At 72.9% G+C, this 15,258-nt stretch carries 16 protein-coding genes; all 16 read left to right on the plus strand.

From position 1 onward, the window contains the following. On the plus strand, positions 1-1,133 hold a 1,133-nt coding region (locus tag QM572_RS10060; RefSeq protein WP_415092635.1), incomplete at its 5' end, for a DNA repair protein RecN. 275 nt (positions 1,134-1,408) lie between these two features. Next, positions 1,409-2,551 (plus strand): putative cytokinetic ring protein SteA, encoded by a 1,143-nt coding sequence (gene steA, locus QM572_RS10065; protein ID WP_415092637.1) that lies wholly within the window; start codon positions 1,409-1,411, stop codon positions 2,549-2,551. Further along, positions 2,548-3,438, plus strand: a complete 891-nt coding sequence (locus QM572_RS10070) for a copper transporter (RefSeq protein ID WP_415092639.1) — start codon at positions 2,548-2,550, stop codon at positions 3,436-3,438. The genes steA and QM572_RS10070 overlap by 4 nt, the downstream gene beginning before the upstream one ends. Before the next feature lie 11 nt (positions 3,439-3,449). Then, positions 3,450-5,165 (plus strand): CTP synthase, encoded by a 1,716-nt coding sequence (locus QM572_RS10075; RefSeq protein ID WP_415092641.1) that lies wholly within the window; start codon positions 3,450-3,452, stop codon positions 5,163-5,165. Beyond that, positions 5,165-5,743, plus strand: a complete 579-nt coding sequence (locus QM572_RS10080) for an NUDIX domain-containing protein (RefSeq protein WP_415092666.1) — start codon at positions 5,165-5,167, stop codon at positions 5,741-5,743. The genes QM572_RS10075 and QM572_RS10080 overlap by 1 nt, the downstream gene beginning before the upstream one ends. Then, complete coding sequence (xerD, locus tag QM572_RS10085; protein WP_415092643.1) at positions 5,743-6,690, plus strand: site-specific tyrosine recombinase XerD; 948 nt, start codon at positions 5,743-5,745, stop codon at positions 6,688-6,690. Before QM572_RS10080 ends, xerD begins: the two co-directional genes overlap by 1 nt. Continuing rightward, positions 6,687-9,248 (plus strand): DEAD/DEAH box helicase, encoded by a 2,562-nt coding sequence (locus tag QM572_RS10090; protein WP_415092645.1) that lies wholly within the window; start codon positions 6,687-6,689, stop codon positions 9,246-9,248. The genes xerD and QM572_RS10090 overlap by 4 nt, the downstream gene beginning before the upstream one ends. A 74-nt stretch (positions 9,249-9,322) precedes the next feature. Continuing rightward, positions 9,323-9,619, plus strand: a complete 297-nt coding sequence (locus tag QM572_RS10095) for a GNAT family N-acetyltransferase (protein ID WP_415092647.1) — start codon at positions 9,323-9,325, stop codon at positions 9,617-9,619. Between the two features lie 10 nt (positions 9,620-9,629). After that, the gene (locus QM572_RS10100) at positions 9,630-10,493 is read left to right on the plus strand and encodes a ParA family protein (protein ID WP_415092649.1); all 864 of its coding nucleotides are present in this window, start codon (positions 9,630-9,632) and stop codon (positions 10,491-10,493) included. Further along, positions 10,490-10,810, plus strand: coding sequence for a hypothetical protein (locus tag QM572_RS10105; protein ID WP_415092651.1), 321 nt, complete (start codon positions 10,490-10,492; stop codon positions 10,808-10,810). The genes QM572_RS10100 and QM572_RS10105 overlap by 4 nt, the downstream gene beginning before the upstream one ends. After that, positions 10,810-11,661, plus strand: coding sequence for a segregation and condensation protein A (locus tag QM572_RS10110; RefSeq protein WP_415092653.1), 852 nt, complete (start codon positions 10,810-10,812; stop codon positions 11,659-11,661). Before QM572_RS10105 ends, QM572_RS10110 begins: the two co-directional genes overlap by 1 nt. Beyond that, positions 11,654-12,262, plus strand: coding sequence for an SMC-Scp complex subunit ScpB (gene scpB, locus QM572_RS10115; protein ID WP_415092655.1), 609 nt, complete (start codon positions 11,654-11,656; stop codon positions 12,260-12,262). The genes QM572_RS10110 and scpB overlap by 8 nt, the downstream gene beginning before the upstream one ends. Further along, positions 12,255-13,019: a pseudouridine synthase gene (locus QM572_RS10120; protein WP_415092658.1), complete on the plus strand. Its 765-nt coding sequence runs from the start codon at positions 12,255-12,257 to the stop codon at positions 13,017-13,019. The genes scpB and QM572_RS10120 overlap by 8 nt, the downstream gene beginning before the upstream one ends. A gap of 63 nt (positions 13,020-13,082) precedes the next feature. After that, entirely contained in the window at positions 13,083-13,451 is a 369-nt protein-coding gene (aroH, locus tag QM572_RS10125; RefSeq protein ID WP_415092660.1) for a chorismate mutase, read from the plus strand. Next, on the plus strand, positions 13,448-14,518 hold the full coding sequence (locus QM572_RS10130) for a prephenate dehydrogenase (RefSeq protein ID WP_415092662.1): 1,071 nt from the start codon (positions 13,448-13,450) through the stop codon (positions 14,516-14,518). The genes aroH and QM572_RS10130 overlap by 4 nt, the downstream gene beginning before the upstream one ends. 216 nt (positions 14,519-14,734) lie before the next feature. Continuing rightward, on the plus strand, positions 14,735-15,258 hold a 524-nt coding region (cmk, locus tag QM572_RS10135), incomplete at its 3' end, for a (d)CMP kinase (RefSeq protein WP_415092664.1).

Below are 15,258 nucleotides of genomic sequence, written 5' to 3' on the forward strand. Positions count from 1 at the left end.
CGGGCGCCCCCGAGCCGGGCGAGGATGCCCGGCTCGCCGCCGACGAGGCGCGCCTCGGGTTCGCCGACACGCTCCGCACCGCCGCCGAGACCGCCCGCGAGGCGCTCTCCAGCGAGCTCGGGACGCCCGACGCGCTCGGCGCGGCGAGCGCCGCCCGCTCCGCCTTGGAGGGGGTCCGGGCGCACGACGCCGAGGCCGCCGCGCTCGCGGACCGGCTGTCGGAGATCACCTATCTGCTCTCCGACCTGGCGGCCGACGTGGCGTCGTACGCGAGCTCGGTCGAGACCGACCCGGCCCGGCTGGCGAGCGTGTCGGAGCGGCGCGCGGCGCTCGTGGCGTTGACGAGGAAGTACGGCGAGACGATCGACGACGTGCTCGCCTGGGCACACGCCTCCTCGGAGCGCCTGGTGGAGCTCGACGGCACCGACGAGCGGATCGAGGAGCTGCACGAGCGTCGCGCCCGCCTGCGCCGTGAGCTCGGCACACTCGCCGGCCAGCTCAGCGACCTCCGTACGGCCGCCGCCGGCCGCCTCGCCGTCGAGGTGACGGCCGAGCTCAGGCTGCTCGCCATGCCGCACGCGCGGCTGGAGGTCCGCGTCACCCAGACGGAGGCCCCACTCGACGCAGGCAAGGCCCCACTCGAGGTCGGGGGGAGGAGGCTGCGGTTCGGCTCCGGCGGGGTCGACGAGGTCGAGCTGCTGCTGGCCGCCAACACCGGCAGCGAGCCGCGTCCGCTGCACAAGGGCGCCTCCGGCGGCGAGCTGTCCCGCGTCATGCTGGCGCTCGAGGTGGCGCTCGCGGGCACCAGTCCGGTCCCGACCTTCGTCTTCGACGAGGTCGACGCCGGTGTCGGCGGCGCCGCGGCGGTCGAGGTCGGCCGCCGGCTGGCCCAGCTGGCCCGCTCCGCCCAGGTTCTCGTCGTGACCCATCTCCCGCAGGTCGCCGCCTACGCCGACCGCCACGTCCTCGTGGAGAAGTCGAGCGACGGCACCGTCACCAGCTCGGGGCTCACCGTCCTGGACGACGCCGGCCGGGAGCGGGAGCTGTCCCGCATGCTCGCGGGCATGGCGGACTCCGACACGGCGCTCGCTCACGCCCGCGAGCTGCTGGACGTGGCCCGGGCGACTCGCTAGATGATTGATGCGCGGGGATCGTGCCAGCGATCGGCGCTCGGCGCCGCGCTCGCAAGGCGGCGACGCGAACGCGCAGCGGGCTGCGCTGAGCGGCGCCAACGCGGCGAGCGTGGATGCCGAGGGTCGCGTAGCGCGCGAGACCCGTGCATCAATCATCGAGGGCATGTCTCCTTGCCCGGCTTCGGCCGGGCAAGGAGACATGCCCTACGTGTGATGCCCAGGCACGCGCGTCGCTGACCGGATCGGCGGTGCTCGGATGTCAGCATGGCCAGGTTATGAGGATCTCCACCCGGCCTGCCCCCGCTCCGCGTGGCGTGACCGGTCCCGCTCGGGTCGGGCGCCCCACGAAGGCACTCCTCCCGCGGCTGGGGCCTGGCGACATCGCCGTCATCGACCACCGGGACCTCGACCGGCGCTGCGCCGAGGCGCTTCTCCGCGCGGGCGTCGTCGCCGTCGTCAACGCCCAGATGATGGTGTCGGGCCGCTACGCCAACCTCGGGCCCCTGGTGCTGGCCGAGGCGGGCGTCGTGCTGATCGAGGGTATCGGCCAGTCGGCGTACGCGCGTCTGGCGGACAACCCCGAAGTGGTCCGGCTGGACGACGGACGGATCTACGCCGGCGAGCAGCTCGTCGTCGAGGGCCGCGAGCTCACCCACGCCGACCTGCGTCTCGCGATGGACGCCGCCGAGGCGGGGATCGGCGTGCACCTCGAGACGTTCGCGCACAACACCACCGAGCTCATCCGGCGCGACCTCGGGCTGCTGCTGGAGGCCGGTGGCCTGCCCCGGCTGGCCACGCCGCTCGCGGGGCGCCCCGTCGTGGTGGTCGGCCAGGCCGAGCCGGCCGAGATGGTGCACCTGCGCGGCTTCATCCACCAGGAGCGGGCGGTCGTGATCGCGGTGGAGGGGGCGGCGGACCGCCTGCGTGCCCACCGTCTCCGGCCCGACGTCGTGGTGCTCACCGAGGCGGAGCGGCTGCCGTCCACCCGCGTCCTGCGCGGAGCGAAGGACGTCGTCCTGGTGGCCCGTGCCGACGCGCTTCCGGAGGTGCTCGACTCGATCGGCCGCATCGGGGTCGCGCCGCACACGGTGACGACGTACGCCGGCGGCGACGACGTCGCGGTCCTGCTCGCCCACGCCGGGGAGGCCCGGCTGATCGTCGGGGCGGGCCTGCCCGCGACGCTGGCCGACTTCCTCGACCAGCAGCGCCCCGGCTTGGCCGGCGCGTTCCTCGCCCGCCTGGTGGCCGGCGCCACCTACGTCGACGCCCACGCGGTCGCGCTCCTGCACACCGGGCGGGTGCGGCCGTGGCACGTCGCCGGTGCCCTCGCCGCCAGCCTCGCCGGTCTCGGGCTCGCCATCGCCGCCACGCCCATCGGGCAGGCCTGGCTCGACACGCTGCAGGGTCGGCTCTCGTGAGGCGGCTGCTCGGCCTGATCGCGCTCGTCCTCGCCCTCGCGATCGGCATCGCGCTGGGCGCGGGACCGCTCGGCGACCGGCTGAACGACGAGCTCGGCACGGACCGCGCCGCGTCGCGGAGCCATGACCCGGGTGACACGGGCGGCGCCGACGACGGCACCGTGGGCGCGGCGGACTCCGACCCGCTCGACGCCGCGCTCCTGCAGGCTCTCGCACCGGCCGCGCTGGCGGGGAGGCTCACCGGCCAGAGCGTCGCGATCGTCGCGATGCCCGGCGCCGACTCCGGAGCGCTCGAGACGATCGCCGCCGACGTCGCCTCGGCCGGGGGAGCGGTGACGAGCACCACGACCCTCACCACGGCGCTCACCGACGGCGACGGCAAGCAGCTCGTCGACGCGCTCGGGAGCCAGCTGGCGGCCCAGGTCCCCGGCGTCGTCGACGGCTCGCTGACGACGTACCCGCGGATGGGCGCGCTGCTCGGCGTGGCCCTGACCACCAAGGCCGCTCAGGGTGCGCCCGGCGCCGAGGCCTCGACGATCCGCGACACGCTCGCCACCGGCAAGCTGGTCGAGGCGCCCATCGCCGGCGACGTCGCGACCCTCACGCTGCTCGTCACCGGCAACGGCACCCACGACGCCGAGGCCGCGATCGTCACCGGCCTGACGTCCGGCCTGCTCGGCCAGGCCCACGGCCTCGTGATCGCCGGCGACACCTCCGACGCCGACGTGGCCGCGGTCCGCGACGCGGCACTCCCCGTCGGCACGTACGACGGCCTCGACAGCGCCGCCGGACCCATCGCCACCGTGCTCCTGCTGGCCCGTCAGACCACCGCGCCGGGCGGCAGCTACGGCGCGTCCGGTTCGGACGGATCGGTCCCGGCAGGATAGGATCGAGGTCCATGAGATCGGCGTCTCCCACCAAGCACGTGTTCGTGACCGGAGGCGTCGCCTCCTCGCTGGGAAAGGGCCTCACGGCCTCGAGCCTCGGTCGTCTGCTCCGCTCGCGCGGCCTCCGCGTGACGATGCAGAAGCTCGATCCCTACCTCAACGTCGACCCCGGGACGATGAACCCGTTCCAGCACGGTGAGGTCTTCGTCACCAACGACGGCGCCGAGACCGACCTCGACATCGGGCACTACGAGCGCTTCCTCGACGTCGACCTCGTCGGCCACGCCAACGTGACGACCGGGCAGGTCTACTCCAACGTGATCGCCAAGGAGCGCCGCGGCGACTACCTCGGCGAGACGGTCCAGGTGATCCCGCACATCACCAACGAGATCGCCGACCGGATCCTCGCGATGCACAGCCCCGACGTGGACGTCTGCATCACCGAGATCGGCGGCACCGTCGGCGACATCGAGTCGCTGCCCTTCCTCGAGTCCGCCCGGCAGGTGCGCCAAAAGCTCGGCCGCGACAACGTCTTCTTCGTCCACGTCTCCCTCGTGCCCTACATCGGCCCGTCCAAGGAGCTCAAGACCAAGCCGACCCAGCACTCGGTGATGGCGCTGCGCCAGATCGGCATCCAGCCCGACGCCATCGTGTGCCGCGCGGACCGCGAGCTGCCGCAGTCGATCAAGTCGAAGATCGCGCTCATGTGCGACGTCGACGACGAGGCCGTGGTGACGGCCGCCGACGCGCCGAGCATCTACGACATCCCGAAGGTCCTGCACCGGGAGGGCCTCGACGCCTACGTCGTGCGCAAGCTCGGCCTGCCCTTCCGCGACGTCGACTGGTCGGTCTGGGACGACCTGCTCCGCCGGGTCCACCACCCCAAGGAGGAGGTCGAGGTCGCCCTCGTCGGCAAGTACATCGATCTGCCCGACGCCTACCTCTCCGTCGCCGAGGCGCTCAAGGCCGGCGGCTTCGCGCACGAGACCCGGGTCACCATCCGCTGGATCCCCTCCGACGAGTGCGCCACGCCCGCGGGCGCCGCCCGCAATCTCGGCGACGTGGACGCCGTCCTCGTGCCAGGCGGCTTCGGCGTACGCGGCCTGGAGGGGAAGCTCGGCGCGCTCACCTACGCCCGCACCCACGGCATCCCCACGCTCGGCATCTGCCTCGGCCTGCAGTGCATGGTGATCGAGTACTCCCGCCAGGTCCTCGGCCTGGAGAAGGCCGGCTCGACGGAGTTCGACCCCGAGACGCCCGAGCCGGTGATCGCCACGATGGACGAGCAGCTCGCCTTCGTCGAGGGCGCCGGCGACCTGGGCGGCACGATGCGCCTCGGCCTCTATCCGGCGGCCCTCAAGGAGGGCAGCGTCATCCGCGAGACGTACGACGGCGAGGCGCAGATCCAGGAGCGCCACCGTCACCGCTACGAGGTCAACAACGCCTACCGCGACCAGCTCGAGGAGGCCGGCCTGGTCTTCTCCGGCACCAGCCCGGACAACAACCTCGTCGAGTTCGTCGAGCTGCCGCGCGACGTGCACCCCTACTACGTGTCGACCCAGGCCCACCCGGAGCTCCGCTCCCGCCCGACCCGGCCGCACCCGCTGTTCAAGGGGCTGATCGGCGCCGCGCTCGCCCGGCAGAAGGAGCAGCGCTTCCCGATCGACGAGTCGACCCTCTACCGCGAGCCGGAGGCGGAGGCGCCCGCCGAGGCCCCGCTCGCGTGATGGTCGCCGATCAGCCCGAGTCCTGGCCCGTCGTCGCCACGCGCGACGTCCACCGCGACGACTGGGTCGTCGCCGTCCGGCAGGACACCATCACCCGCCCCGAGGGTGGGGAGGAGTTCACCCGGCTCGTCGTCGAGCACCCGGGCGCCGCGATCGTGCTCGCGATCGACGAGGAGCACCAGGTGCTGGTGCTCTCGCAGTACCGCCACGCGGTCCAGTCCCGAGTCGTGCAGCTCCCGGCCGGCGTCCTCGACGAGGAGGGGGAGGAGCCGCTCGACGTCGCGAGGCGCGAGCTGCAGGAGGAGGCCGGGTACGCCGCCGCCGACTGGACGCCGCTGCTGTCCTACTCCGTGTCGCCGGGCAACACCGACCAGAGGTTCCACCTCTTCCTGGCGCGCGGCCTCACCGAGGTCGGGCGCGGCGACTTCGAGCTGAGGCACGAGGAGCTCGACCTCGTGCCGACCTGGGTGCCGTTCGTCCAGCTGCTCGACGACGTCGTCTCGGGCCGGGTCCAGGACGGCGGCCTGGTGACCGCGGTGCTGGCCTACAACGTGATGTCGCGCCGTGGCTCGGTGTAGTGGCCACCGCTAGGCCGGCGCAGGCAGTCCGCACCTGGCTGGACCATCTCGCCGTCGAGCGGGGGCTCTCCGCCAACACCCTCGCCGCCTACCGCCGCGACCTCGGCCGCTATCTCGACTTCCTCGCGGCCGAGGGCATCGAGGACCTCGGCGCGATCACCGAGGCGACGCTCACCGCCTACCAGCTCCGGCTGGCCGAGGGCGATCGCGACCACGAGCCGCTGAGCGCCAGCTCACGGGCCCGGATGCTCGTCGCCGTGCGCGGCTTCCACCGGTTCGCCCTGGCCGACGGGCTGCTGGCGAGCGACCCGGCCGCCGGCGTACGCCCTCCGCGGCCGGCGAAGCGGCTGCCCAAGGCGCTGCCGCTGGCCGACGTCGAGGCGATCCTCGGCGCGGTCGACACCGAGACCACGCTCGGGCTGCGGGACAAGGCGCTCCTGGAGGTGCTCTACGGCACCGGCGCGCGGATCTCCGAGGCGGTCGGGCTCGACGTGGACGACCTCGACATCTCCGGATCTGCGTCGGACGGCACCGTGCTGCTGCGCGGCAAGGGCGGCAAGGAGCGGCTCGTGCCGCTCGGCTCGTACGCCCGTGCGGCCCTGGACGCCTGGCTGGTCCGCGGCCGGCCCGAGATCGCCGCCGGCGCGACCGACCCGCGGGGGAGCGGCGGCGCGCTCTTCCTCAACGCCCGCGGTGGGCGGCTCTCCCGCCAGTCCGCGTGGACGGTGCTCACCCGCACCGCCGACCGCGCCGGGGTGACCCGCGACGTCTCCCCGCACACGATGCGGCACTCCTTCGCCACCCACCTGCTCGACGGCGGCGCCGACGTCCGGGTCGTGCAGGAGTTGCTCGGCCACGCCTCGGTCACGACGACGCAGATCTACACGATGGTCACCGTCGACAACCTGCGCGAGGTCTTCGCCACCGCGCACCCGCGCGCCCGATGAGCACGCCCGGCATCCCGGCCTGGCCCGCCGCCGGCGCGCCGCCCGAGGACGTCCTCACCGCCGTCGAGACGTACGCCGAGCAGCGCGGCATCAGCCTCTATCCCCACCAGGAGGAGGCGACGCTCGCCCTCCTCGCCGGGGACCACGTCGTGCTCGCCACCCCGACCGGCTCCGGCAAGTCGCTGGTCGCCGTCGCCGCCCACGCCGCCGCGCTCGCGACCGACCGGGTCAGCTTCTACACCGCCCCGATCAAGGCGCTGGTCAGCGAGAAGTTCTTCGACCTCTGCGCCACCTTCGGCGCCGACAACGTCGGCATGCTCACCGGCGACGCGAGCGTCAACGCCGACGCCCCGATCATCTGCTGCACCGCCGAGGTGCTCGCCAACCTCGCCCTGCGCGAGGGCAGCGGCGCCGACGTGGGGCTCGTCGTGATGGACGAGTTCCACTACTACGGCGAGCCCGACCGCGGCTGGGCCTGGCAGGTGCCCCTGCTCGAACTGAGCGGCACGCAGTTCCTCCTCATGTCGGCCACCCTCGGAGACACCACCGACATCGCCACCGACCTCACCCGACGCACCGGCCGCGACGTCGTACTCGTGGACGACGCGGAGCGGCCGGTGCCGCTGACCTTCACCTGGTCGCTCGAGCCGCTGGCCGACACCCTGGAGGAGCTGGTCACGACCGGCCAGGGTCCGGTCTACGTCGTCCACTTCACCCAGGCCGCCGCCGTCGAGCACGCCACCAGCCTCCTCACGGCCGGGTGGATTCCACCCGTGACCCCTGAGCTCCGCGAGCGGATCGCCGCCACCCACTTCGGCCCCGGCTTCGGCAGGACGCTGTCACAGCTGCTGCGCAAGGGCATCGGCGTCCACCACGCCGGGATGCTGCCGCGCTACCGGCGGCTCGTCGAGCAGCTCGCCCAGCACGGCCTGCTCCGCGTCGTCTGCGGCACCGACACCCTCGGCGTCGGCATCAACGTCCCGATCCGCACCGTCCTCTTCACCGCCCTCGCGAAGTACGACGGCTCCCGGATGCGCACCCTGCGCACCCGTGAGTTCCTCCAGATCGCCGGACGTGCCGGGCGGGCGGGCTTCGACACCGTCGGCTCGGTCGTCGTCCAGGCGCCCGAGCACGTCATCGAGAACGAGCGCGCCAAGGCCAAGGCCGCCGCCAAGAACGCCTCCCTCTCAGATGCGCAGAAGACGAAGGGCCGCGCGTCCAAGGCCCACCTGAAGAAGGCGCCCGAGGGCACCGTCGTCTGGACCGAGGCGACCTTCGACAAGCTCGTCGCCGGCGAGCCCGAAGCCTTGTCGAGTCGGATGAAGGTCGACCACGCGATGCTGCTCAACGTCCTCTCCCGCGAGCAGGACGCCTTCCCCGTCATGCGACGGCTGCTGATGGACAATCACGAGCCGCGCAAGACCCAGCTCAAGCTGGCCCGCCGGGCGCTCCGCCTGACCCGATCGCTGGTGGCCTCGGGCGTCCTCACCCGCCTCGACGAGCCCGACGAGCACGGCAGGCGGTACGTCATCACCGACGCCCTCCCGGCCGACTTCGCCCTCAACCAGCCCCTGAGCCACTTCGCGTTGGAGGTGCTCGACACCCTCGACACCGGGTCCCCGTCGTACGCGCTGGACGTGCTGTCGGTCATCGAGGCGACCCTGGAGGGCCCCCGGCAGATCCTCTTCGCGCAGCAGCACGAGGCGCGCGGCGCGCTGATCGCCGAGCTCAAGGCCGACGGCGTGGACTACGAGGAGCGGATGGCGCGCGCCGACGAGGTGACGTGGCCGCGCCCGCTGGCGGAGATGCTGGAGCCGCTCTTCGAGCTCTACCGCGCGCCGCACCCGTGGATCCCCGACGACGCACTCGAGCCGAAGTCGATCGTGCGGATGATGTGGGAGCAGGGGATGGGGTTCACCGACTTCGTCTCCCGCTTCGGGCTGGCACGCTCGGAGGGGCTGGTGCTGCGCTACCTCAGCGACGCCTACAAGGCGCTCGCCCACACCGTCCCGGAGGCGCACCACACCGGCACACTGACCGAGATCGTGGACTGGCTCTCGGAGACCGTGCGCCAGGTCGACTCCTCCCTCCTGGACGAGTGGGCCGCCCTGTCGGATCCCGCGCACGTCTCCGCCGAGGTGGCCCACCACGCGCCACCCCCGCCACCGCGCCCGCTCTCGGCCCAGCCCGCCTTCGCGGTCATGGTCCGCAACGCGCTGTGGCACCGCGTCGAGCTGATCGCCTACGACAAGGTGGACCGGCTGGCCGCGCTCGACCCGGAGATCGGCTTCGAGGGCTGGGACCGGGCGCTGGAGGCCTACTTCGCCGAGCACGACGACGTCGTCCTCGACGCCGACGCCCGCAGCGGCAGCTTCCTCCACGCCGAGGACGCCGTCGAGGACGCCGCCGACGGACCGAGGCGCGTACGCCGGTTCCGCCAGACCCTCGCCGACCCCGCCGGTCACCACGACTGGGTCGTCGAGGCCGTCGCGGACCTCGATCTCACCGACGCCCTGGGCGAGCCGGCTCTCACGGTGCTGGGGCTGCGGCGGCTCTGAGGCAGGACGGGAGACACCCACGCCGTGGCCGCTGCCGGCGCCAGGGGCTCGGTCGGGTGCCTAGAGTGGCTGCCATGACGGTAGAGGTGAGGGACAACCCGGGGGAGTCGCGCTACGAGGGGTGGATCGACGGGAAGCTGGCGGGGTTCGCCGAGTACCTCGTCGAGGGCTCCGACGTCGTGTTCACCCACACCGAGGTCGACGACGCCTTCGAGGGTCACGGCGTGGGTGGATCGCTGGCTCGTGGAGCCCTCGACGACGTACGCGCGAAGGGCGGACTGCGGGTCGTTCCCCAGTGCCCCTTCATCAGGTCGTGGATCGACAGGCATCCCGACTACGCCGACCTCGTCGCGGGGGACGAGGCACTGTAATCTCGCGCCCATGCCCGACACCGACTCCACCGAGCTCGGCCCGACCGGCCGCCCGCTTCCGGTGATCCCGGAGCCGACGCCGCTCACGACCCACGGCAACGCGCGCATCGTCTCGATGTGCAACCAGAAGGGCGGGGTCGGCAAGACCACGACGACGATCAACCTCGGCGCCTCGCTGGCCGAGCTGGGCCGCCGGGTCCTGCTCGTCGACCTCGACCCGCAGGGCTCGCTGTCGGTGGGCGTCGGCCTCGACCCGAACGGCATCGAGGTGTCGACCTACGACCTGCTGATGGACTCCGACGTCACGTGGAAGGACATCGTGACGCCCACCGGCACCGAGGGGATGGACGTCCTGCCGGCGGTCATCGACCTCGCCGGCGCGGAGATCCAGCTGGTCTCGGAGGTGGGTCGCGAGCAGGTGCTCAAGGACAAGCTGTCCGATGCCGCGACGGCGTACGACGTCATCCTGATCGACTGCCAGCCCTCCCTCGGCCTGCTGACCGTCAACGCGCTCACCGCGTCGGACTCGGTCATCGTGCCGCTGGAGACGGAGTACTTCGCGCTCCGCGGCGTCGCGCTGCTCACCGACACCATCGAGCGGGTCCGCAAGCGGCTCAACCCGAAGCTCGTGATCGACGGCCTCCTCGGCACGATGTACGACGGCCGCACCCTGCACAGCCGCGAGGTGATGTCGACGCTGGTCCAGGCCTGGGGCGACACCGTCTTCCACACCGTGATCCGGCGGACCGTGAAGTTCTCCGACGCGACCGTGGCCGGCGAGCCGATCACCGAGTTCGCCGCGACCTCCACCGGCGCCGACGCCTACCGCCAGCTGGCGAGGGAGGTGCTGGCCCGATGGCAGCGCGGCGCGTGAGCCTGCCCAAGGCCGACGACCTGTTCCGGCCGACCGCGCAGCCGGCGGAGCCCGCCGGGGCGAAGGCGGACGCGACGTCGGAGCCCGCCGAGGATCGCCGGCCCAGTGGCCGGGTCAAGCACGACGCCAAGATGACGGTCTACATCACCGACGAGGAGCTGATGGAGATCGAGCAGGCCCGGATCGGCCTGCGACGCCACCACAGCCTCGTCGTCGACCGCGGTCGGCTGGTGCGCGAGGCGGTCGCGCTCGTGCTCGCCGAGCTCGAGGCGAAGGGCGACAAGAGCGCCCTCGTGAAGCGCCTGCGCGAGGGCTGATGACGCAGGCGATCGACGAGGCGGGCGAGCACGGCTTCGAGGTCCGGCTCGACAACTTCGAGGGCCCGTTCGACCTCCTGCTGAGCCTCATCGCCAAGCACAAGCTCGACATCACCGAGGTCGCTCTGGCGCGCGTCACCGACGAGTTCATCGCGCACGTCAAGGGAGCGGGCGACGAGTGGGACCTCGAGCAGACCTCCTCCTTCCTGCTGGTCGCCGCGACCCTGCTCGACCTCAAGGCGGCGCGGCTGCTGCCCGCCGGCGACGTCGAGGACGAGGAGGACCTCGCACTGCTCGAGGCCCGCGACCTGCTCTTCGCGCGGCTGCTGCAGTACAAGGCGTTCAAGCAGGTCGCGGGCGTGCTCGAGGAGCGGCTCGCGGGGGAGTCCAAGCGGTTCCCACGGGCCGTCGGCCTGGAGGAGCGGTTCGCGACCCTGCTGCCCGAGGTGCTCATCGGCATCGGCCTGGACCAGTTCGCCCAGCTGGCCGCCAAGGCGCTCGCGCCCAAGCCGGGCCCGCCCGAGCTGACCCTCGCCCACATCCACGCGCCCGCGGTCAGCGTGCGCGAGCAGGCCGGCATCGTCGTCGACCGGCTCCGCCGGGCGGGCACCCTCACCTTCCGCGCCCTCGTCGGCGACTCGCCCGACACCCTCACCACGGTCGCCCGCTTCCTGTCGCTGCTCGAGCTGTTCCGCGAGGGCGCCGTCGGGTTCGACCAGGTCACCCCGCTCGGCGAGCTCACCGTGCGCTGGACCGGCGACGAGGACGCCGACGTCGACGTGCTCATCCAGGACGAGTTCGACGGCGCCCCACCCCTGCCCACCCCTGCTCCGGAGGAGAACGATGACTGACCAGATCGCGGAGGAGTCCCTCGCCGTCCCGGTCGCCGAGCTGCGCCCGTCGCTGGAGGCGGTGCTCATGGTCGCTGACCAGCCGCTCGACGTCGCCACGCTGGCGACCGCCGTCGGCTACCCCGCCGACGAGGTGGCTGCCGCGCTCACCGCCCTCGCCGCCGAGTACGCCGAGCAGGGCCGTGGCTTCGACCTCCGCAACGTCGCGGGCGGCTGGCGCTTCTACACCCGCGACGAGTTCGCCCACGTCGTCGAGGGCTTCGTCCTCGAGGGCCAGCAGGCCCGGCTCACCCAGGCAGCCCTCGAGACGCTCGCGGTCGTGGCCTACCGCCAGCCGGTCTCCCGCGCCCGCGTCTCGGCGATCCGCGGGGTCAACGTCGACGGCGTGATGCGCACGCTCCTCACCCGCGGCCTCGTCGAGGAGGCGGGGAGCGACCCGGAGACCGGCGCGCACCTCTACCGCACGACCGGCTACTTCCTCGAGCGCATCGGGGTCACCAGCATCGACGAGCTGCCCGAGCTGGCGCCGTACCTCCCCGAGATGGACGACCTCGAGGACGAGCTGGCGTCCCTGGACTCGCCGGAGAAGCCCCGTGAGTGAGGCTCCGCTGACCGAGGTCCCGCTCGACGACGAGGGCCTGATCCGGCTGCAGAAGTTCCTCGCGCTCTCCGGCGTCGCGTCGCGCCGGGCGTGCGAGGAGCTGATGCTCGACGGCCAGGTCACCGTCAACGGCGAGGTGGTCACCCGGCTCGGCACCAAGATCGACCCCGCCGCCGACCAGATCCGGGTGAGCGGCAAGCGGCTCCCGCCGGTCAGCGGCAAGGTCTACCTCGCGTTCAACAAGCCGCGCGGCGTCACGTCCACGATGAGCGACCCGCACGCCGAGCGGACGCTGGCGGAGTTCGTCGCGGACCGGCCCGAGCGGCTCTTCAACGTCGGCCGCCTCGACACCGACACCACCGGGCTGCTGCTGCTCACCAACGACGGCGACTTCGCGCAGAAGGTGTCGCACCCCTCCCATCTGGTCGAGAAGACCTACGTCGCCGAGGTCGACGGCCAGCTCTACCCACGACACGTGAAGTCGCTGATCGAGGGCGTCGAGCTGGACGACGGCCCTGTCGAGGTCCACCGTGCCCGGATCATCGAGGCGACCGCCGCCAAGTCGATCGTCGAGCTCACCATCCACGACGGCCGCAAGCACGTCGTACGCCGGTTGCTGGCCGAGCTCGGCCACCCGGTGCGCCAGCTCAGCCGGATCCAGGTCGGCCCCGTGAAGCTCGGCCGCCTGAGGGCGGGTCAGATGCGGGAGCTGACCAAGGACGAGCTCGGCCCTCTGCTGGACACCGCCGCGCTCTGACGGCCGCCGCGACTCGCTGGGGCCCATGTCGAGCATGGGGCGACTGCCGCTAGTGTCTGCCTCGTGGTGGTGCGTGCGATCAGGGGAGCGACCCAGCTCGAGACCGATGACGCCGACCACATGCACGAGCGGGTGGTCGAGCTGCTCACGGGTGTGCTCGAGGCCAACGGGCTGACCCAGGACGACGTCATCTCGATCCTCTTCACCGCCACGTCCGACCTCACCTCGGCCTTTCCCGCGGTCGCCGCGCGGTCGCTGGGGTTCTCCGACGTCCCGTTGATCTGCGCGCGAGAGCTCGACATCGCCGGGAGCCTGCCTCGCGCCGTACGTCTCCTGGCGCACGTCGAGTCCCCGCTCGCCAAGAGCGACATCACCCACGTCTACCTCCACGGCGCGGTGACGCTGCGCCCCGACCTGACCTCGGCCCAGTGACGGCTGCCCCCGTCCTGGCAGGGCCGGTCGAGATCATCGGGACCGGGCTGCTGGGCACCTCGGTCGCCCTGGCGTGCCGTCGCGCCGGTCTGGAGGTGCTGCTGAGCGACCTCGACGCCGACCACGTCCGCACCGCGACCGGGCTCGGCGCCGGCCGTCCGCGCCGGCCGGAGGACCGCCCTCAGCTGGTCGTCGTCGCCGTGCCGCCGGACCATCTCGGCGAGGTCATCGCGTCCGCTCTGAGCGCCGGCGACGGTGTCGTCACCGACGTCGGCAGCATCAAGGAGATCCCGGCGCTCGCCGTCGCGGGCCTCCCCGGCGCCGAGCGGTACGCCGGCTCCCACCCGATGGCGGGCAACGAGCGGTCCGGCCCGCTGGCCGCGAGCGCCACGCTCTTCGACGGGCGCCCGTGGGCCATCACGCCGCATGCCGCGTCGTCGCCCGACGCGGTCGAGCTCGTCCGCGCCCTCGCCGAGGTCTGCGGGGGCGTCGTCGCGGAGATGACGCCGGCGGAGCACGACCGCGCCGTCGCGCGGATCAGCCACGTCCCGCACCTGATGGCGGCGCTGACCGCGGGCCGGCTGGCCGGCGCGCCGGCCGAGCACCTCGCGCTGTCGGGGCAGGGCGTGCGCGACGTCACCCGCGTCGCCGGTGGCGATCCGGATCTCTACAGCCAGATCGTCGGCGGCAACGCGACCGCCGTCGCCGAGCTGCTGGGCGAGCTGCGCGCCGAGATCGACACGCTCCTCGCCGCGCTCACCGAGGGGGACCGGACGTCCATCGAGGCCATCCTGCGCCGCGGCAACGCCGGCACCACCGCCATCCCCGCCAAGCACGGCGGACCGATCCGGCCGATGGCGTCGGTCTTCGTCGCCGTCCCGGACGCGCCCGGCGGCCTCGCCCGGCTCTTCGCCGACGCCGGCGAGATCGGGGTCAACATCGAGGACGTCCGGATCGACCACGACCCCGGCCGCCAGGTCGGCATCGTCGAGGTCGTCGTGGACGCCGCGGCGGCCGACGGCCTCGTCGCCGCGCTCGGATCACGAGGATGGGCGTCCCACTCCTAGCCGAATGGGGCCTCCCCGCCCGCCGAGTGGGGCCTTGCGTCCGGCTGAGTGGGGCCTCGGCGCACCCCGGCCACTCCAAGCCTCCACTCGATCCCAGGGGAGCCTCCACTCGATCCCAGGGGAGCCCCCACTCGGCGCGAGGGGAGCCCCTATTCGGCGGGCGGGGAGGCCCCACTCGACGGGAGGGGAGGCCCCATTCGGCTAGGGTGGTGGTCCGTGAGCACGTCCCGGAATCCCCTGGTCATCGCCGTCGACGGCACCTCCGGATCCGGCAAGTCGAGCACCTCGCGGGGCGTCGCCGAGAGGCTCGGACTGCGCTACCTCGACACCGGTGCGCAGTTCCGCGCGATGACGTGGTGGATGCTGACCAACGGCGTCGACGTGCACGACGCGGACGCCGTCACCGCGGTCGCGTCCCGGCCCTACCTCGTCTCCGGCACCGACCCGTCGGGCCCGACCATCACGCTCGACGGCCTGGACGTGGCGAGTGAGATCCGCTCCGACGCGGTGAACGCGGCGGTGTCCCCGGTCAGCGCCGTGCCCGCCGTACGCGCCCGGCTGCTGGAGCTGCAGCGCGACATCATCGCCGAGGCGCTGGCCACCGGCGGGATCGTCGTCGAGGGCCGTGACATCGGATCGGTGGTGTGGCCGCAGGCGGAGCTCAAGGTCTACGTGTCGGCCGATCCGGGCGCGCGCGCCCTGCGCCGCGCGGCGGAGGCCGGGGGCGACGTGGCGGCGAC

The sequence above is a fragment of the Nocardioides sp. genome, from assembly GCF_047607365.1.
Classification (GTDB): domain Bacteria; phylum Actinomycetota; class Actinomycetes; order Propionibacteriales; family Nocardioidaceae; genus Nocardioides.